This window comes from Legionella quateirensis (assembly GCF_001467955.1).
Taxonomy (GTDB): Bacteria; Pseudomonadota; Gammaproteobacteria; order Legionellales; family Legionellaceae; genus Legionella; species Legionella quateirensis.
Genome location: NZ_LNYR01000001.1, coordinates 51,186 through 71,267 on the forward strand (window position 1 = coordinate 51,186; position 20,082 = coordinate 71,267).

Below are 20,082 nucleotides of genomic sequence, written 5' to 3' on the forward strand. Positions count from 1 at the left end.
ATTTATTCCTTACCAATTTCTATACTGTGCCGGTGGAACATAAAGACCTTTTGAGTAATCGACCAGTTCGCGCATGGATTTTGCTGCAAGTAAATCTCTGGTTGCATCAGACAGTTTGATACCCAAGTCCTCTGGTCTTTGTATCACGCCGCGATGGCGTAATTCATCTACTTTCTTTTTATCCCTGTTTCTTCCAACTTCGGTATATCCGGCGACACCTCTGATGGCTTGCTCACGTTCGTCCAGAGTACGACACATGAGCAGATTGGCGACGCCTTCTTCCGTGACAATATGACTAATATCATCGCCGTAAATCATGATAGGCGGTAGATCCGCTTTCATGGATTTTTGTAACGACCAGGCATCCAGATGTTCTACAAAGGTTGGTTGGGTGACGCTTTGAAACGTTTCCACCATTTGAATGACCAGTTTCCTGCCTCGCGGCATTTTGCTGGATAAGGCCTCACCACGTTCTTTTCCTGCTTTCAACCAGGCATAGGATGAGTGTCTTCTGCCCGGAGCATCACAGCCCATATTGGGAGCTCCTCCAAACCCGGCAATTCGACCGTCCACTGCGGTTGAGCTGTTTCCTTCTATATCAATTTGCAGAGTAGCCCCGATAAATGCATCGCAGGCATAATGTCCGGCCAGTTGCCCTAACATGCGGTTGGAGCGTAAAGAACCATCCTTTCCAGTAAAGAAAATATCTGGGCGAGCTCTGATGTAATCATTCATGCCAACTTCTCCGCCAAAGGCATGAATGGATTTTACAAAGCCATGCTCAATTGCCGGAATTAATGTAGGAACTGGATTTAATATCCAATGTTGGCAGATTTTATCTTTTAAACCTAAGGATTCGGCATAAGTTGGGAGGAGCAATTCGATGGCGCAGGTATTAAATCCAATTCCATGATTTAAAATATTAACTTGATAAGGGGCATAAATTCCTTTAATAACCATCATGGCCATGAGTATTTTAATTTCATTAATTTGTGCTGGATCCCGTGTAAACAACGGTTGTATAGTAGAAGATTCAGGTCCTTTGACGATGATATCCACCCAATCGCCAGGAATATCAATTCTGGGTAATTTATCTACGATTTCATTTACCTGGACAATGACGACGCCATTTTTAAACGCAGTGGCTTCAATAATGGCTGGTGTTTCTTCTGTATTCGCGCCTGTATATAAATTCCCATCATGATCCGCTTGATCAGCCATCAGCAAGCACACATCAGGGGTTAAATCACTGACCAGACGGGCAAATAATTCATTATAAGTATGTATGTTTCCAATATGAATTTTTTTATTTTTAACCATAGTGGCCAGACGAAGGGATTGAGGGCCTGAATAGGCAAAATCAATCTTTGATGCAATACCTTTTTCAAAAAGTGTCAAGTGCTCAGGTAATGCTATTGCTGATTGAATCATATGCAGATTATTAATCTGATTTGAGTCCAGTTGCGTCATGGCGCTTGCCAGGTAATTTGCTTGTTTTTGATTGTCACCTTCGATGCAAATTTTATCACCGCATTGGATCACTTTTGAAAGCACCTCAACGAGATCCTCAGTTGCAATAAATTTCTTATTTTTTATATAAGATTTAATTTTATTGATCTGGCTTAAATAGTGTTTTTTATTGGTATCCCACATAATTCTTCCTGAATTTACTTTATGAATGTCATTTACATAACCCCATCGGTAAAGGCTTTTCGGATTGCGATGGTTCCGACTCTCTTGATATTGGTCTATCTTTGTTAAATAAATTGAATACGGTGTGAGAATTGGACGAAGAACAACAGCTCTGTAATTCGAGCTCTGATTCTGTTTCATTTTGTTTCTTACTTTTTTTGTTTCGTTCTGCTGGCAAACCCAATGCTGGATTATGATTAAAAAAGCCAAATGGCTTCAGCTCAAACATGACAGTTGCAGTTGGCATGACGGGAAAATCTTCCGGCCTTGGCAAATGAGTGGCTCCAAAAGTAGCCCATAAAACAATGGGTTTATTGATGATGGGCCTATTTTGTTGCACGTATTTTGTTACACCATCCCCTCCTGCATGCTGGTTAGGATAATCGCCTGATGCATATTTCTCGCGTTGATTATATTGTGTTACCCACAGACCATGAGTGGCATAACCAGCTCGTTGATAAATGCAACTGCTTGGGTGAGCAAGCAATAAAGGAGTTTGCGGTAACTCCAGTTTATAGGCTGTTGGCTCCCCAACATGATTGAACATCATGGGATTGAATATTTTCCAGGTACGCTGAGTGGCCGCATTGGTATCTCGAGCCCCTTCACTTTCAGTCTGGAGCAACGTCTGAGTAGTTCCAAAACCTACGCCATCAGGATTTTCAGCGCTCACTGGCATTGATTTGAATTCACTTTCACATACTGAATTATTGGCACCGTCCACCATCATATGCAATCGAGCACTAAATAAGTGTTGATGGGAAGGTCCTGCAATTTCATTGGTTAATTTACTACCCCAAGAATAACTAGTTCCCGGACTAATTGCTGCCGTTTGCACTATTCCTGTGAGTTTTGCTTCCAGTTTTAAACTGCCGTCCTGGCCAAAACGCCAATAAAATCCGTAATCGTAATTATCTATTGTGGTAAAAAAACTAACGACCAATTGTCGTGCTCTTCGTGTTTCATAGATGCCAGTACGGGTTTCATAGTGTTTCCATAGGATGCCTGCATCTTCTTCATGCATGCATATGGCATGTTTTAAGAGTTTTGCCTCACCATGTTCAGTAGCTATTGGAACATCAAAATAATAAATTTGTCCCAGACAATCACAGCCTAACTCCAATTGATTTGCAAATCGGCCAAATCCATTTTCCCCTGAGTCAAATGCTGATTTAAAGTAATGACTGATGCTGGGATCAGCATAAGGAACAACCATGTCAACGATACTGGCACGATAGAGTATAGGTCGCTCCTGATCGTGATCCTGATCGTGATAGTTAACCGCATGTAATACTAACCCTTCTCTGGGGGTAAAACCCACTCGAAATCGCCATTGTTGCCATTCCACTTTCCAGCCATTAACTTTAAAACTCGGGCCTTCTGGCTGAGTGATGTCAAGTGGTTTCGGAGCTTCGCGTGTATCTTGAATAGAAGCGGAATCATAGTTGATAATGGTTTTGGGTATTGGTGTATTGAGGCCATCATCATCCAATCGTAGAATACATTCGTTCACCAGATCAACAACAGCAATGACTCCTTCAATAGGACGTGCATAAGCATTATCAGTCAGTTTTTCTCGATAATAACTTACCGCTCTGACCAGGCGCTTTCCTTTTTCATCGTCTTTATTGAAATATCCTGGAGCAAAGGGATCAACCTGGATGAGCTCTATTTCTGAGTCGGACAAACCTCGTTTTTTCATCGCTTCCCGCCAGGCCATATCCGATTTTACAATACGTTCACATTTAGGATAATCGCCAGGCATAATAGGTGCCTGTCCATAGGGGTGTTTGTCAAAAGGCAGTAATTCCCAGCGTGTAATGCTTCCTGTTGTCAGGTTTACATTACCTTCATAGGTTTGATTTGTTGTTGAATCAAGTACACAGACAAATGCAATACGATCAAGAGTTTGTTCCTTCTCTGTATTAATAATGTCGGATTGAGAGGGTTCTTCGAGAACTACATAGGCAAATTGATGGTGAGGCCCCAGAGACTGTTCATTTTTCAGAAGGGCGCAAGCTTGTTGGATTTCTTCCATACTTAAAGGATCAAGTGGATGAGACGGCATAATTCACTCCTTGAATACAGTTCTACGCAATGCGTTTTGCTGTCATCTTATATTGATATGGAGCGTTTTACTATATATCCGTATCATTATGCCCGTATAGATTGTTGGTACGTAAACGCGTTACACTAATCTTGTTTTTGATTTAACCTGGCTTCTGATTTTTATGTACAATCCTCAAAATAAAAGATTGATTTTACGATTCGTTGGCTGGTTTTTTTTAATCAACAGTATTTTATTTTGGATTGTTGGCTCAGTTTATTTAAAGAAAATTCTTCTTTCTCCCACACTGTTTGCTAATTTTCTGGTTGACTATACAACTATTTCAGGAAAAGTTCTGGTTGTTTTTTTTGCTTTGGTTAATTACTTCAGTTATATGATGGTATTAGCCTTTATACCGGCCATATTAATATGGATTCTCGCCTATATCCTACCGGCTAAACGGTTTATCTGGTTCTTGAGTGTATTAACCGCAACCTTAAGTCTCATGCTTCTTATTATTAATAATTGTGTTTTTTCAATGTTCAAATTTCATTTGAATATGGATATCTTCAATCTCTTTTTTAATGGGCAGTGGTATGATGTTTTTGATTTCTCTGGACGTGAACTTAAAATCTCAATTTCGGTTTTATGCCTGGTCTGGGTTCTGGAAGTTGCTATTGCTTTTTTTGTTTGGAACAAAATCATAGTAACCGATAAGTTTTTGATCGGGCGAACCATAGCACTCTTTTGGTTGGGTGGTTTTTTGTTCAGCTATTTTACCCTCCTGCAATCTATAGATGACAATAATAATTTATTCAGCCAACAAACGCCTAATTTACCGTTTTATAATCAATTAATCGTTTATTTAATCCCGGATAAAAATGCTGAGGAATTGCTCGATCGGTACGGAGAGGGGCATTTTTACCAGCCTTTATTTTCTAATGATCCTTTGAATTATCCTCTCCATTCATTACAGTGCTCAAGACCTGAGAACCCCCCTAATATTATTTGGATTATGGTTGATTCGTTGCGGTTTGATAGTTTACAACCTGAGTATATGCCTAATTTAGCTGCATTTGCAGAACGAAGTTGGCGCTTCAAGAAGCATCTGAGTGGGGGGAATTCAACTCAGCCGGGATTATTTTCTTTATTTTATTCCATTCCAAGCAGTTATTGGACCGCAGTACTGGAGCAGAACATCCCACCTGTATTTATTCAGCTACTTTTAAAATACCAGTATATGATCCGGGTGATCTGGTCTAGTGAAATGGTTATTCCTCCATTTGATAAAACAATCTATGGGGGAGTCTCTAATTTAAATCTGTATGGTGCATCAGGGGATGATATAGGAAATAAAGACAGATTTGTCACCGAAGAGGCAATAAAATTTTTAACCGAAAAGAACTTGAAGCAACCGTTTTTTCTTAATTTGTTTTATGATGCGCCACATGGGTATTGCCGAGACCAAAGTTATCCAGCGCCTTATCAACCAGCTATAAAAGAATGTTCACGAATAGCCATGACCAATGACGTTGATCCGATCCCTTATTATAACAGGTATCTAAATTCAGTACATTTTATTGATGGTGAATTAGCTCAAGTATTAACCCGGATTGAAGAACAAGGTTACTTGAAGAACAGTATTGTTTTGATCACATCAGACCATGGCCAGGAGTTTAATGACAACAAGCTGAATTATTGGGGGCATGCGGGTAATTTTACAGCAGTACAAGTTCATGTTCCTCTTATTCTTTATTGGCCCGATCAGTCACCACGGGTTATTCATTATGAAACCAGTAGTTATGATGTTGTTCCTACTCTGTTAAAAAGAGCGTTTGATTGTCAGAATCCTATTATAGATTACAGTATTGGTCAGGATTTGCTGGATGAAAAAAATCGTTTACCTTTTGTTTTGGCTGGGAGCTACAGCACTATGGCTCTGATAGAACGGGATCGTCAAACTACTTTGCGAACTTCTGGCGGTGCTTTTATTACCAATGTTCGTGGAGAACCCATTCCGGATGCCAAACCTCGAATGCCCAACTTAAAGAGAGCTCTTGAGTTAATGAGACTTTATTACAGCCGGTAGGATTGCTCGGTTGAGGGCTTTTTTAAATAGATGGTGAAGCACTAGGTGCTGAATCGTCGCTATCTACTTCATCATTGGTTGGGACTTCAGGCGTTATAGTTGGTGGTGCTGGTGTTTGTGATGTGGCAAATAAACCAAATCGTTTTGAGAGCTCATTAATTTGAGGCTTATTATTTACTGATGCTTGTAAATCGTTATACAGCTTTTTTCGTGCTGGAGTGTAGAGGGAAAGAGCTTCGAGTATCGATACCACGCACTGTATCAAGTAAGTAAAACTAAAATGATCTTCTTGTTTATGGGCGAGTATTATCCTTCCAAAACTGGGATCTGTGACATCAAATGAAATTTTGGAAAAGCGTTCATCTATAGTTAATTGTTCATCCTCAGCAAATTCAAGCAGTTTATTAATTTTCTCCGTTTTTTCCCCTAGCGTTTTTTCATTCTCAAATAGTGAATAATTGCGCTCAATAGCCAGGGTGGAGATACTGAAATAATTTTTAAATTGAGCCAAGGCAACTCGTACTGTATCCAGGTGGAAGTATTTGGCAAAATTTTGTTGTTCAAACATTTTGATTTTTTCTTTCAGTAAATTTTTTACAGCCAGGTTAATATCGTCTACGGATTTTGCTTCATCAATTATTTGTTCTTTAAACGTTAATAAATATTCTCTAAGTTTATTTCGATATTCTTTATCGGTATATTGCAGGCCTATGTGCCGATTGCAGAACGCTTCCATTTGTTTATTAAATGATTCGGTAGTGTATTCTTTGATAAAGAGTAAATTGGCCTGATCCTGTGCATTGCTTAATTTATTAAGATACGTTAGTTTCTCTTTGGCAGTATTTAACTGCATTTGATAGGTCGCTTTAATTCCCAAATAGTGGTTATGGCTTGCGGTAATCAGCTCCTTGATTTGTGATAGTTTAGGCAGATATTCTTTGAGATTTGTATTTATCAGAGCATCAAATTCAGGGTCAGTTTTTTCGGGATCCAAAGTTATTTTTTTCTGAAGAGTTACCAGTTTGGGCAGGGCCTTATTATAACCTTCAATTAGTTTTTTCTTAGTATGCTCTATAATGAACCGATCGGCTGGTAATAGTCCACCGGTAAAATATTGGTATTCTTCCAATAACGAGGCAAACTTATGGATGTGTTTGTAGTTTTTATCCAGCTTTTTCAGATGTTGTTCTGCACTATCAATTTTCTGTTGCGTTATGTGCAGTCTTTTTTCTAAACTGGCTTTATTACAGATTAAATCGACATGGGTTTTTGCATCCAAATCCAAGGGACGTAGTAAACCTTTATAAAACTCATCTATTATTTGTTTCAGTGGACCTGATAATGTACCCGGAATTAATCCTAATTTATCTTCCCAAAGATCGGCTTCAAGTAACATGGGGGTAAAAATCTTGGGGTCGAACTGATCCAGGTTATTGAAGACAGTGTCATGAGCTGTGCTGATAAATTCATTCAGTTTACTGGTCAGGTTACTGTACAAGCTAAACATATTGGGAACTTGCAGGAACAACTGAAAATATGAGCCTGCGCTATTGACTATAGCTTCAATCTGAACAGCAGATCGTTTGGCGCTGATATGTAGTTCATTTAATTCTTCTACGGTAAGAAAACTATTATTTCGCAGGCTTCTGATATGTTTCGGACTAATATAAAAGGCATTAAGTACATACCACATTCCATTGGATTGCACGGGTTTATTATAATTTACTTCTGCATGTGCCACTTGATAAGGATCGCTTTGCGCCTGAATGGTCGCATACATGTTTTGAGCTTTCTCTAATAATTCACGGCCTATGAGGCTAAAATGAGGATCTGTTGCAAGCTCTTTGGACATTTTCATGATTTCATCAAGGTGTCCATAAGCCATGAGCAAATGATATACATATCGAGTTTCAGAGCTGCGGTTATTTAATTTTTCCAGTTCATGCATTATCCCTTCAACATGAAACAGACTATTGAAAATTCGTTTAATCGCCAGGACTTGTTTACATTGAATGGCCAATGTATTTGGATCTTCCAATTCCGGAAATGGAATTCCGGACCGTTGAGGGCGTAACTCTGCCTGCATAGACTGATTAAGAAATAATAAAATTTTATTTAGGTCTATTCTAAAATTATGGACGTATTTAGAATAATCGGTATGCTGTATTAAATGATGACCTCTGTTTCCAATGGTTGCATCGTGTTGTAATGGGGACTCTTCATTTTCTTCAGCATATTTTTCCTGTGCCATTCTTAAGTAGGTTCGGCTTTTTCTACCCCAGGATAAATCGATTTCAGTAAAATATACTTGAAAATGTTCATCAAGTTGTTGAAACATATCTATTGCTGGAGCGGTGCTCTGTTCTGATTCACCTGAAAATGAATGAACCAAATATTTATCAAATTCCAGGGCTGCGTCTTTTAGTTCTGTGGGTACCCCATTAATGAAATAGGGTTGAAACAGGTTATATAAATTACGGCAGCGTACTCTGACCGTTTTATCCAGACGATTGATCTGAAGGACTCCGCTCCCTGTCATTCCTGGATTTGTGATGTGTTTTTTTAATAACGCAATAAATTCATCATAGGCATTTTTGGCAACCATAAATTTGTCGCGCTTGTTTCTGTACCATTGATGCAGATCCAATGCTTGATCCGCACTTAGGTTCTTGGGGTTACTGAGTACATGTTGACTTTTTACCTCTTTAAAACCTAGATGGGGGCGACCGGTTACATCGGTAATTAATTTAAGTTCATTATCTCTTGCAACTTTATAAGCATGTGTGCAGGTTGCTTTTAATTGATCAAAACTGGTTTGATTCGTTTCTGTAGCTTTAAGTGTTGTGACGGTTTGATTTGTTGAGTTGGCATAAACAAGCTCTTCATTATTAAATAAAATTACGGCGCTTTTCCCTTTTAACAAACCTTTAATTTCGTCAAATTTCAATTCAGTTGAATTTAAGGTATGTCCCGCTTCTGAGGTTATCTCAAGTAGTCTGGATAAATAGAGATCTTTTGAGGCTATTATTAATGAGACGTCATGAGGAAAATCGCTTAATTTTTTCCAGGGTATGATTGCTGTGGCAGTTTTTCCTTCAGGGGTGATTACCTCATATTTCAACCCTTTATCAGTTGTTTCAAGATATATAGTCTGTGGGTCATGTTTCTCTTTCGCAACAAGTTTCAGATTATCGGTTGATTTGGTGTGCCCTGCGTTAGCGGTTAATTCCAGAAGTTTGGGTAAGTATCTATCTTTTGATGCAATTATTTCACGGACATCGTGAGGGAATTCGGTTAACTTATTCCAGGGAATAATGGCCGTTACACGTTTTCCATTAAGATTAATTATGTCGTATTTTAAACCTTCATTTGTTTCTTCAAGATAAAGTGTCTGAGGTGCAAATTTTATTTTGGGCGTCAATTTGAGATTGTATTTATTCGTTAGATTGAGAAGAGCACAGGTATCACTTGCAGGTACAGCTTCTGATTCATCTACTGAAAATACGTTGGTTTGATCATTGTAAGGAAACAATACCAGATTGGTTTGTTTGTTGACTGAATTAATCAAATCCATATTCAGATTGATATGAAATTCCTGGGTTGCTCGTTTTTTTGAAATTAATGTTTGTATTGTGTTTTTTCGTTCTATTATGATGCTTACGTGATCAGCTGGTAATTGACTTCGCAACCAGCGATAGGGTTTACCTAACCAGGAAGAGTAGGTTTCAGGACCTTGAAGACTGTCAATTATTTTGTCATTTAAATCAAAGTCCTTTTGCATCATATACGGTTTGATCAGCTTATAATGCGTAATTAATTGATTTTTTGTTTTTTGAGGTAATTGATGTAACGCCAGGTCTTTATAAAGTGGATTTTCAAGAATCTCATAAAAACTGATTAATGCTTCTTCGGCCTTTTGGATTTTAAAAATCGCTTTATTCGCAGCATCAATGCGTTCATAAGTTCGTTCCAGTCTTAATGCCAGAAAACGTGAATCTTCAATACTGAGTAATTCCTCTCCTTTTTCCTGAAAATTAACGGGCTTGGAGGCATAATGGATTAGCAATGCGTACAGTGGTTTAATTTTTTCCATTAGGGGAATGGATAAAGTGCCAGGCTTTAACATGGCATTGTCTTCAATTTTATCTACTAAGCCAAATAATGTAGGCAATACAACGTATTTTAATTGGGCCAGATTATTTCGGATGACATCCTGAGAAGAATCGCTAAAATGCCCCATTTGTTCAAGGGAACTCTTGGACAAGGTAATGATGTTCCGCATGATGTGAATATAATTTAACACTTTAAATGACAAAAAAATGCTGTTGCCCTTTATATTTTCCAGGTCATTTAATAGTTTTAATGCAGCGGTTTGTAACTCTTCGAGCTTTTCATTATTAAGTGAAGGTTCTTTTTCAATTATTTCAGTTGAATATTCTTTGATGTATTGTGTTAGTTGATCAATATAACTGGGTAAGACCGCACTAAATTGGGTAAGAAATTTATAATCCAGATCGGCACTGTTCGGTTGCATTTGATCTACTGCAGTTCCTGTAATTTCTCCAATTTTATAACTGAGAGGATACCTTTTCAGGCTTTCAGCAAATTCCTTTGTTTCTTCAGAGTGACTGTCTGCAAATGCCATTAATTGTCGGAACAGGGGAATAAGAAATTGTAACTCTTCGCTGAACATATCTCTTATGTCTACATCCAGATGAGTTAATAAATAACATGCCTCATAAGCCTGATGGATGATGTTAGTATAGATTAATTTCAGGCTATCAATTTTTTTCTCAGACAAATCAATGCGTTCAATATCTTCCAGGGTTAATCGGGCATAATATAGTGCGTTGATGAGTTTCTTGATTTGAGAAATATTATCCGGATCGAGATCATAATTGGTATAAGGAACGCCTTCTTTATTGATCTTACCTAAATATGGGGCAATTCGAGGATTAAAATTTTGACTTTGTAAAGTGTCAAGGATTCTGGTATTAATTGCAGCAATTAATTTGGAAAACTGATGCTCTTTAATTGACTCTAACAGTTTTAATTTTTCTGAAATCATCAAAATACCAAATGTGTTAATTGTATTATATTATAGTGGGTCATTATTAAGCTAATATTAACATATTAGTTTTAATAAGCTATCTGATAATATTTTTTTAAGTATGTCTATTGATTGTTCGTTTAGCGTTAACGACTGGTTGGATTCAATTTCAATACCAACGTATTCTGTATCGGTAAATTTTTTGCGTAAGAAGGTAGTAAATCCATCACTGATGCCTTTATAAGGATAATTTCGACGCACTCTAATCTCTGGATTTAATTGCTGTATTTCCTTTTGCAATTGTTCACAAAGGTCTTTTTCTGATGGCCGTTGAGGATTATACAATAAACCTATATCGGTCGCGCGCACCTGGTCATTCATTACAGGGGTAAAGCTATGGATGGAGAAATGCCACACCTGAAGTTTTTGGTTGATGTGTTTTTGAATAAGATTGGTGACCTGTTCACGAAATGGTTGATAATAGAGTTTAATAATCTTGTTTTTTTCTTCAGCAGGCAAATCTCTGGTGACTTCAGAAAAACAAGAGGGACGATTCAGGCTTCTGTTGCAGTCAATCAATAATCGTGTTGCATGAGCCTGAATAAAATCGGATGGTAGGGTATCCTTTAAATACCGAGCTATGGCTAAAGCGCCAAAATCGATTCCTCTATGTGTTTTTATTAACTCTTTAAACGGAGCGAATAGGGTAGTGTATTCCTCTGGAACTGTATCTACCGCATGTTCACAACTGATCACAATCGCAATGTTTTTCATTATGGTCTAAATTGTTGATTAGAGAGCAGGCTATCAGCAAGCTGTCTGTAAATTCTCTTTAATGAGTCTTTACCATTATCCTTGCTGACCGCATTCAGGATGCGCTGACTTAAATTGCCTTGACTTAAGATTACCTCCAAAGCAGCTTGTTGTTTGTCATTTAATTCAGAGCTAACCTGTTCTATAAGCATAGACCATACTTCATTTAACTTCATGGATCGCGCTGGAAGTTGCCATTGTTTTAACAACTCCATGTCCTCTACTTGAGTATGCAAACCGTGTTCTATTGCTGTATCAAAAATGTGTTTTAAACTTGAGGTGTCGCAGGGATTATCTAGATAATAATGCGACGAGGATTGCCAGTTTTTCAAAACAGCATTGATTGCGTGAGCTATGGCAATGTCCGCTTCAACACATTCCTGACTGTCCAATATACGAATTTCTATTGCTTTGGAATTAAATTTGGGGATTGCTGCTCTAGAATTCAGCCATTGATACTGCAATATACCTTCAGGATCATAAGGGCTGATGTCTAGATACATCGGGTTAAGAATTTTTTGCTTATATTCTTCTTCTGAACTTATAAATTCAGGAATTACATCACCACTTATCGATGGAATCCGTTGTTGATTACGGCTATAGAAATACAGTCTGGAGTCCAGTAATCCGGTCGCTTTACCATCAAGAATGGGCGTACTTGCGGCAAGTGCTGGCAAAAGAGGCAGAATCAAGCGGATAACATTATGCAGCTGATAAAATTCTTCCTGATTTGCATAGGGCAGGTTGACATGCATACTCTGCAGATTTGACCATCCATGTCCTTTGCAATCAAATATAGCATCAAATTGTTTGTAGATTTCACGATTACCATGAGGCCAGCGTACTGTTTCAGTATGTGGATTCATCCAGGGATGAGCTCCAGTGGGTAATAGTAATAAATTGTGTTGTTCCAGAATCGGCTGTAATTCCCGAATAGTTTTTTGGAACTGTTCCGTTACAGGTGCATCTAATGATCGGGGACCATTATTTTTTAATTCAAGAACATGCATTACCAATTCGTTGCTGATTGCTATATCACCTAATTCAACCTCATCAACCTGATGACCGGCCAGAGCACTTAAGATGAGGTCACTTTTAGGTTGGACATTCAGACTGTCTCTATCCACTAGCATGTATTCAATTTCTATACCCAATACCGAAAAAATAGAAAAATTAGACATAACCATGCTTCCTGCGAATACGTTGAAGAAACACATTCATGATCTGGTGATATAAATTTTCGCCTAAAATTTGATCTTCCAGGCCGTTATCAATATTGGGGTTATCGTTGACTTCGATTACATAATGTTGATCGCCATGACTTTTAATATCGACACCATATAAACCATCGCCAATCAAACGTGTACTTTTCAGGGCGATTTTAAGGATGGCTTCGGGAACAGCATGAATAGGCAGTGTTTCATGATCACCTTCTTTTTGTTCCTGTGCCCCATGCCAATCATAGATTTGCCAATGGCCCTTAGCCATAAAATATCTGCAGGCAAATAATGCTTTGTTATCCAAAACGCCAATTCTCCAATCGAACTCTGTAGGAATAAAGGGTTGAACTACCACTAAATCAGAAGTTTTGAAAAACTGGCTTAACGATTTTATTAAGCTCTTTTCATCATCAATTTTCACTACCCCATGGGAAAATGCGCTGTCCGGTTTTTTTAATACGCATGGGAATTCAATTTTGGGGAGTTGTTGGTCGTATTTACTGATGAACAGCGTTTCGGGTGTTCTGATTTGATGACTGCTTAACAATTCGGCTAGATATACTTTATTGGAACACTTGATGATGGATTGTGGATCATCGATGACAACCAGATTTTCCTGTGCCGCTCGACGTGACAATCGATACGTAAAATGGTTCACGGATGTAGTGGCTCTGATAAATAATGCATCGTATTCGGCGATGGATTTACTCTCATTTTTATCAATTAAATCAACGTTGAGTCCTAATTCCTCGCCGGCAGAAATAAATAAATCCAGTGCTTTTTTATTGGACGGGGCATTGGGTTCAGTAGGATCTAAAAGGATGGCGAGATCGTGAAAACGTTGTTTTTTACGCCATTGATGTACCCTTTTTTTGGATAAATAACTCTCTGCTGATTGACGCATAAATTCCCGATGATGTTCAGGTACATCAGCTAGAGATAATGGAGTTAATGTTTTAATGCGCCATTGCTTTTTCTTTTCAAGAGTAAATCGAATAAGAGGCAACGGGAATAACCCATGCAATTGTTTGGCCAGAGTAGAATATCTTTTTGCCATATTTTGACCAAAGTACAAACTCAGGATAAATTCATTGCCCTTAATATCATGTAAGCTGTGCTGAATTTCTTCATGTGTATCCTGGGATATTAATTTGGATAAACTGACGTTATGAACATCCTGTATGCTATGGACTGAAGGTAATGCTTTGTGATCACGTGCCTGTGCAAGAAGCGAAACGTAATAACCTATAGTTTGATAATTATAATCCCGGCAGAGATTAATCACACGATAGGATTTACTTTGATGGTATTCGTCTCCACTAAGATACTCTAGAGCATGAACTGTAGGAGCAAGCTTATTTAAAAACGACCAACTTTCAAGATCATCTGTAACAATAACTGTTTGCATTTATCTCTCTTTGGATTCATTTATGGGCATCCTGGCACCATAAGTTAGTACACCAAGCATTATAGAGTTAATCAAGCAATATACTTACTTTATAATAATTATTGTGACGCTGTAGACTTTGAGTATAGCAATCTATCGACGTGACACAAGTCAAAAATGATCTAACATAACCTCATCCTAAACTGGTTTGCCCTGTAGAGTAAAGTAAAATAGAAGGTGAAGTTTTATGGATAGGAAAATACCCTAATATTCCCCAGCGCAGGAGAACTAGATACCTTGAATTTTAGGTTCAATAACCAGGAGATTTCCATCATAGGTTATGACTCCCAGCATAATTGAATTGATTAATCGGTTAATATTCACTTTATAGTAGTTATTATGGAATAGGGGATTTTCAGCATGAGGATCCGCAATAACGACATGTCGTTTTTGGGCGTCATATCCGCAAAGAACAACAAAATGTCCGCAAGGCGTGCCGCGCACATCATCATAAATTGACTTTCCCTCTGGAGTAAAAAATTCTCTGGCACTCCAATACAGGTTTGTGGCGCTTAATCCGGTTATTATAGGAGTTTTTTGAGTAAAGTATTTTTTTAGAAGATTAATATTCAGCGGATGTACTGAAACTTTTCCACCTAATTTTAAATATTCAATAAAGGCCAGCGATGCTTGAGTGATGTAGGGATCGTTTTTATAGGTCATTTGGGCATCAAGCTTATCCATGAGAAATTTATTATCCACAGAACCATTATGAAACCAGCTTGGATCGAAGATATTCAAGTTATAGATATAAATATTCGCGTTAAAACCTTGTTGCAAGGCATGTTTGCCTAACATTGGGGATAACGTTCCCCCAGATATAGATCGGTCTATAGTCTGGATTATCTCATTTAAGTCAAATTCTAATCCATAATATTGATAAACCGCGTGGAGGCATGTAGGCCCACAGCTTTCATCATCAGGTTGCGTTTGGATAATTAATTCGATCATATAAATCAACCTTGGGTTGGTTTAAATAAAGAGCTTTATGATTAATAATTAGTCTTTTGTTGGTGTTTTGTCAACTGATTTGATTTAAAAAAATGAATGGGAGTCATTGGTTTTAGGTGGTTAAAAAGACGTAAATCCATGCATATTCCAGACGCCTATCCCAAGATTTAAAATGAATGAGGAACTAGCGTATTACTTTGAGGGAGAGTTCAAGAATGAAATCAGCCACTTCTTCTGGTTCGGTTTGATAATTTGTGTAGGCTTTAATGTTGATGGGTTTATTTATTCGCTCGCCAGATTTTTTGGAATCTTCAACCATGGTTTTAACTGTATCTCCTTCAGTACAAACGAAATATACATTGGATTCAGGTCTTTTTAAAAATTGGGCTTTAAATGATTTAAAGGCCAGGGAGACTTTACATTGTGCACGTTCTGCATGGTAAAAGCCATGTAAACCTCCAGCCAAATCTGCGCCTACGGCCAGGGCACCAAAATACATTGAGTTTAAATGATTGCGGCTGCGCCTTCTTAGAGGCAGGCAAATGACTATATCGCTGTCCGTCAGTTTAATGAGACGTGGTTTTAAATAACCAATCATTGCTACTTTAAAGTGACCGAAATACCAGAGGAAGAATTTAAAGCGTGTAAAAGTGTTCATACATTGTCCTCAATTTGTAAATGAGTAATTATTTTCTTTACCCCTCGGATCGCATTCACTCTATTTATAATGGATGCGATGGATAGAGCACTTTTAACATTCCCTGACAGGGTTACTACACCATTGGTGGTTGTTGCATTGATGCCAACAAGCGGAATCGATTCATCATCTAATACTTTCGCTTTTAATACTGCTGTTTCTACTCGTGCTGTTATAAAGGCATCCGTAAATGCTGTATTTACTTTTTTGATGTATAAATCATTGGTACGGACGGACTTAACTCCTTTTGTATTTTTTGCAATACGCAATGCATCTACAAATGCTTGGCTGTCCCCAACATAGCCGCTTAGTTTCACTATGCCTTTATCCGTAGAAATTGAAATTTTTAGTGGGTTGAGATTTTTGTTTTCTGCAAATTTGGCGGTTATTTTTGTGGTTATGACTGAATCACTGATGTCTTGCTCAAATTTTTTCAGGTTATTTGCTTGTGATTGACTTATAAATAAAATCAATATGGCTGTAATTATAAAATAAATACATTTACGCATAGTGCCCTCCGGTAAGCTTATATTCAATCAGAATTCAGATTAAGAGTATAGATTTCATCGTGAATAATTTAATCGAACACTTGTGTTCTGGATTTACGGATAGGGCAGAACATTAATCTTTAAACTTTGAATGAGATAAGGATCTTCTTGAGCGACTGCTTGTTCCAGAATGGTTAGTTTGAAGTTTAGCCGAGTATTGAATTCAGGGATAAGTACTATTTGATTGACTACCCAATAGTTCATTCCAGAGACTTTTCCTGAGCTAAGGATTACAGGCTCGCCTTCTAATACAGGATGTAGGGTCAGTTTTTCTGATCGGATTTTAGTCAGGTTTCCCCCACCACCCAGGAAACTGGTCATTCCACTCCACGCGTTTATAGAATAATTATCTTTAACGTCTTTATAGTCATTCAGGGGTTTTTCATAGCTGATCGATAGAGTATCCATCAGTGTTTTTGCTACCCATTGTGATAGTAAGCTATTCTGCTCTGCATGAATAATGGGAGAGGTAAGACAAAGGATAATAACTAATACATGACATCGCAGGAAAGATTTCATAAATAAAATCCTTTACATTCAGTAAAGTGAACAATTTGTTATATTATTATAGCAGAGATATACTTTGTTTCTTTTTAACTCCATTAGTGGCTAATATGCATACTATTTCCATCCGTGGCGCAAGAACTCACAACCTTAAAAATTTAGATCTGGATTTACCGCGAGATAAATTAATAGTCATTACCGGTTTGTCAGGATCAGGGAAGTCTTCCTTGGCCTTTGATACTTTATATGCTGAAGGTCAGCGACGTTACGTTGAGTCGTTATCAGCTTATGCCCGGCAGTTTCTCTCTATGATGGAAAAACCGGATGTGGACTCTATTGAAGGATTGTCTCCGGCAATATCAATTGAACAAAAGGCCACATCACATAATCCTCGCTCCACTGTTGGTACCATTACCGAAATTTATGATTATTTACGCTTGCTCTATGCCCGGGTTGGTGAGCCTCGTTGCCCAACTCATAAAGTCAGTTTGCATGCTCAGACGATCAGTCAAATGGTCGATCAGGTATTGGCTTTGCCTGCTGATAGTAAAGTAATGATTTTGGCGCCCGTTGTTCGTGATCGTAAAGGGGAACATGTCCAGTTATTACAACAATTACAGGCTCAGGGGTATGTTCGTGCTCGAGTTGATGGACAGCTCTGTGAACTGGATTCACCGCCTAAATTGGGTTTGCGAACCAAACACACAATAGAAATAGTGGTCGACCGATTTAAAGTCAGGCCTGACATAGCTCAACGCTTGAGTGAATCATTTGAAAACGCCCTGAATCTTGCAGAAGGGATAGCCATAGTGGCTTCTATGGATAATGAGTTTGATGAACTTTTGTTTTCTTCTAAATTTGCCTGTTCTGAATGCGGATATAGTTTAAGTGAGTTGGAACCTAGATTATTCTCTTTTAATAATCCTGCTGGTGCCTGTGGTTCATGTGATGGCTTGGGTGTTGATCAATTTTTTGATCCGAATCGAGTAATCCATGATGAAACTGCCAGTCTGGCTGAAGGAGCGATTCGCGGTTGGGATAAGAAATCTTCTTATTACTTTAGCATGCTCGAGTCCCTTGCCAAGCATTATGGTTTTAATATCAACACTGCATTTTGTGATTTGTCTGAGAAGATGCGGCAGGCGGTTTTATATGGGAGTGGCCAGGAAGTAATCGAATTTAATTATCATAGACCCAATGGCGGTTATATGATGAAGCGTCATAGTTTTGAAGGGATAATTCCCAATATGCAGCGTCGTTATCGTGAATCGGATTCAGGTATGATACGTGAAGAACTCGCTAAATATTTGTCTTCACGCCCTTGTCAAACGTGCCAAGGCGCGCGCTTACGTGAAGAAGCCCGCAATGTTTTTATTGATAATAAAAATCTTCCTGAACTTTGTTCTTATTCAATAGAAAAAGCTTATGAGTTTTTTAGAGATTTAAATCTGCCAGGGTATAGAGGAGAAATTGCGGCGAAAATTAATAAAGAAATCGTTGAGCGCCTGGGGTTTCTGGTTAATGTTGGCTTGGATTACCTCTCTTTAACACGTAGTGCAGAGACCCTGTCTGGTGGTGAGGCTCAGCGTATTCGTCTAGCAAGTCAAATTGGTTCTGGTTTAGTCGGTGTGATGTATATTCTGGATGAGCCATCTATTGGGTTACATCAGCGAGATAATGATCGACTTTTGAAAACATTAATGCATTTGCGTAATCAAGGTAATACTGTAATTGTTGTAGAGCATGATGAGGATGCAATTCGCAGCGCGGATTTTGTGCTGGATATTGGCCCGGGAGCAGGTGTGCATGGAGGAGAAATTGTTGCCAGTGGTTCTCCCGATGATGTGATGAAAAATCCTGCTTCTTTAACGGGTCAATATTTATCAGGTAAACAATCAATCGAAATTCCTAAATCGCGCTTACCTGTTAATACTGATCGGATGCTCCATTTAAAAGGTGTGACCTGTAATAATTTGCACGATGTTGATGTGAGCATTCCTTTAGGCGTACTTACCTGCATTACCGGTGTTTCCGGTTCGGGTAAATCCAGTTTAATTAATGATACTTTATATCCTATTGCCGCCAATTCGCTGAATAGAGCCAGTTTATTTACGCCCGGGGGAGTCCGAGAGTTATCCGGTTTGAATTTATGTGACAAAGTGATTGATATTGATCAAAGTCCAATTGGTCGTACGCCTCGCTCCAATCCGGCAACTTATACGGGCATATTCACTCATATCAGGGATTTGTTTTCCGGGACGCCTGAATCACGTGCTCGTGGTTATCAACCTGGTCGATTCAGTTTTAATGTGCGGGGAGGGCGTTGTGAAGCGTGTCAGGGGGACGGACTGATTAAGGTCGAGATGCACTTCTTGCCTGATATTTATGTTTCCTGCGATGTGTGTCAGGGGAAGCGTTATAATAGAGAAACTCTTGAAATTCAGTATAAAGGTAAAAACATTCATGAGATATTAGACATGACGGTTGAAGATGCCTGTCACTTCTTCTCGGCAATTCCTGTTCTGGCGCGAAAATGTCAAACATTAATGGATGTTGGCCTGTCGTATATTAAGCTGGGGCAAAGTGCAACTACTCTTTCTGGCGGGGAAGCACAAAGGATAAAATTAGCACGAGAATTATCTAAACGAGATACGGGCAATACTTTATATATTCTTGATGAACCAACAACGGGATTGCATTTTCACGATACCAAACAATTATTGACTGTATTATCCCGATTGCGAGAGCAGGGAAATACTATAGTCATTATTGAGCATAACCTTGATGTGATTAAAACGGCTGACTGGATTATTGATCTGGGGCCTGAAGGGGGGAGCAAAGGCGGGCGAATTATTGCTACGGGAACCCCTGAAATGGTGGCTCAGTGCAAAGGCTCTTATACCGGACAGTTCTTGAAACCCATACTGGCTCAAAATAATTAGAATTGGGGGTGATTATCATGGATGGAACCCGTATTATTGCTGCGCCTAATACGAGCTACGATCTGAGTAATCCTCGCATAGT

The 20,082-nt window shown here is 38.5% G+C and carries 12 protein-coding genes; 2 read left to right on the forward strand and 10 right to left on the reverse strand.

Features of this window, described 5'->3' with window-relative positions; genetic code table 11:
• Nucleotides 1–9 precede the first annotated feature (9 nt).
• The gene (mdcA, locus tag Lqua_RS00315) at nucleotides 10–1,653 is read right to left on the reverse strand and encodes a malonate decarboxylase subunit alpha (protein ID WP_058472325.1); all 1,644 of its coding nucleotides are present in this window, start codon (nucleotides 1,651–1,653) and stop codon (nucleotides 10–12) included.
• Nucleotides 1,654–1,681: 28 nt separating this feature from the next.
• Complete coding sequence (locus tag Lqua_RS00320) at nucleotides 1,682–3,760, reverse strand: primary-amine oxidase (protein WP_065240126.1); 2,079 nt, start codon at nucleotides 3,758–3,760, stop codon at nucleotides 1,682–1,684.
• 163 nt (nucleotides 3,761–3,923) lie between these two features.
• Between Lqua_RS00320 and Lqua_RS00325 the strand changes: the two genes are divergently transcribed.
• Nucleotides 3,924–5,828, forward strand: a complete 1,905-nt coding sequence (locus tag Lqua_RS00325; protein ID WP_058472326.1) for a DUF3413 domain-containing protein — start codon at nucleotides 3,924–3,926, stop codon at nucleotides 5,826–5,828.
• A 22-nt stretch (nucleotides 5,829–5,850) separates the two neighbouring features.
• On the opposite strand, the gene Lqua_RS18605 is transcribed toward Lqua_RS00325, so the two are convergent.
• The 8 genes from Lqua_RS18605 to Lqua_RS00365 all read right to left on the reverse strand — a co-directional run bounded on the left by Lqua_RS18605 (nucleotide 5,851) and on the right by Lqua_RS00365 (nucleotide 17,073).
• Complete coding sequence (locus tag Lqua_RS18605; protein ID WP_238585502.1) at nucleotides 5,851–10,896, reverse strand: protein SdhA; 5,046 nt, start codon at nucleotides 10,894–10,896, stop codon at nucleotides 5,851–5,853.
• A 57-nt stretch (nucleotides 10,897–10,953) separates the two neighbouring features.
• The gene (locus Lqua_RS00335) at nucleotides 10,954–11,652 is read right to left on the reverse strand and encodes an N-formylglutamate amidohydrolase (protein ID WP_058472327.1); all 699 of its coding nucleotides are present in this window, start codon (nucleotides 11,650–11,652) and stop codon (nucleotides 10,954–10,956) included.
• On the reverse strand, nucleotides 11,652–12,872 hold the full coding sequence (locus tag Lqua_RS00340) for a carboxylate-amine ligase (RefSeq protein WP_058472328.1): 1,221 nt from the start codon (nucleotides 12,870–12,872) through the stop codon (nucleotides 11,652–11,654). The genes Lqua_RS00335 and Lqua_RS00340 overlap by 1 nt, the downstream gene beginning before the upstream one ends.
• The gene (locus tag Lqua_RS00345; protein WP_058472329.1) at nucleotides 12,865–14,319 is read right to left on the reverse strand and encodes a RimK family protein; all 1,455 of its coding nucleotides are present in this window, start codon (nucleotides 14,317–14,319) and stop codon (nucleotides 12,865–12,867) included. Before Lqua_RS00345 ends, Lqua_RS00340 begins: the two co-directional genes overlap by 8 nt.
• 267 nt (nucleotides 14,320–14,586) lie before the next feature.
• The gene (locus tag Lqua_RS00350) at nucleotides 14,587–15,309 is read right to left on the reverse strand and encodes a C39 family peptidase (RefSeq protein ID WP_058472330.1); all 723 of its coding nucleotides are present in this window, start codon (nucleotides 15,307–15,309) and stop codon (nucleotides 14,587–14,589) included.
• 184 nt (nucleotides 15,310–15,493) lie between these two features.
• Entirely contained in the window at nucleotides 15,494–15,967 is a 474-nt protein-coding gene (locus Lqua_RS00355; protein WP_058472331.1) for a hotdog family protein, read from the reverse strand.
• Nucleotides 15,964–16,515: a BON domain-containing protein gene (locus tag Lqua_RS00360; RefSeq protein WP_058472332.1), complete on the reverse strand. Its 552-nt coding sequence runs from the start codon at nucleotides 16,513–16,515 to the stop codon at nucleotides 15,964–15,966. Before Lqua_RS00360 ends, Lqua_RS00355 begins: the two co-directional genes overlap by 4 nt.
• Before the next feature lie 93 nt (nucleotides 16,516–16,608).
• Complete coding sequence (locus Lqua_RS00365; RefSeq protein ID WP_058472333.1) at nucleotides 16,609–17,073, reverse strand: DotI/IcmL/TraM family protein; 465 nt, start codon at nucleotides 17,071–17,073, stop codon at nucleotides 16,609–16,611.
• Nucleotides 17,074–17,168: 95 nt separating this feature from the next.
• Between Lqua_RS00365 and uvrA the strand changes: the two genes are divergently transcribed.
• Nucleotides 17,169–20,000, forward strand: a complete 2,832-nt coding sequence (uvrA, locus tag Lqua_RS00370; protein WP_058472334.1) for an excinuclease ABC subunit UvrA — start codon at nucleotides 17,169–17,171, stop codon at nucleotides 19,998–20,000.
• Nucleotides 20,001–20,082 lie beyond the last annotated feature (82 nt).

Excerpts from the sequence above, each read along its gene's own strand:
- Lqua_RS00345 (WP_058472329.1), bottom strand. The coding sequence starts at position 14,319 with ATGCAAACAGTTATTGTTACAGATGATCTTGAAAGTTGGTCGTTTTTA.
- Lqua_RS18605 (WP_238585502.1), bottom strand. The coding sequence starts at position 10,896 with ATGATTTCAGAAAAATTAAAACTGTTAGAGTCAATTAAAGAGCATCAG.
- Lqua_RS00360 (WP_058472332.1), bottom strand. The coding sequence starts at position 16,515 with ATGCGTAAATGTATTTATTTTATAATTACAGCCATATTGATTTTATTT.
- Lqua_RS00340 (WP_058472328.1), bottom strand. The coding sequence starts at position 12,872 with ATGTCTAATTTTTCTATTTTTTCGGTATTGGGTATAGAAATTGAATAC.
- mdcA (WP_058472325.1), bottom strand. The coding sequence starts at position 1,653 with ATGTGGGATACCAATAAAAAACACTATTTAAGCCAGATCAATAAAATT.
- Lqua_RS00320 (WP_065240126.1), bottom strand. The coding sequence starts at position 3,760 with ATGCCGTCTCATCCACTTGATCCTTTAAGTATGGAAGAAATCCAACAA.
- Lqua_RS00335 (WP_058472327.1), bottom strand. The coding sequence starts at position 11,652 with ATGAAAAACATTGCGATTGTGATCAGTTGTGAACATGCGGTAGATACA.
- uvrA (WP_058472334.1), top strand. The coding sequence starts at position 17,169 with ATGCATACTATTTCCATCCGTGGCGCAAGAACTCACAACCTTAAAAAT.
- Lqua_RS00350 (WP_058472330.1), bottom strand. The coding sequence starts at position 15,309 with ATGATCGAATTAATTATCCAAACGCAACCTGATGATGAAAGCTGTGGG.
- Lqua_RS00325 (WP_058472326.1), top strand. The coding sequence starts at position 3,924 with ATGTACAATCCTCAAAATAAAAGATTGATTTTACGATTCGTTGGCTGG.
- Lqua_RS00365 (WP_058472333.1), bottom strand. The coding sequence starts at position 17,073 with ATGAAATCTTTCCTGCGATGTCATGTATTAGTTATTATCCTTTGTCTT.
- Lqua_RS00355 (WP_058472331.1), bottom strand. The coding sequence starts at position 15,967 with ATGAACACTTTTACACGCTTTAAATTCTTCCTCTGGTATTTCGGTCAC.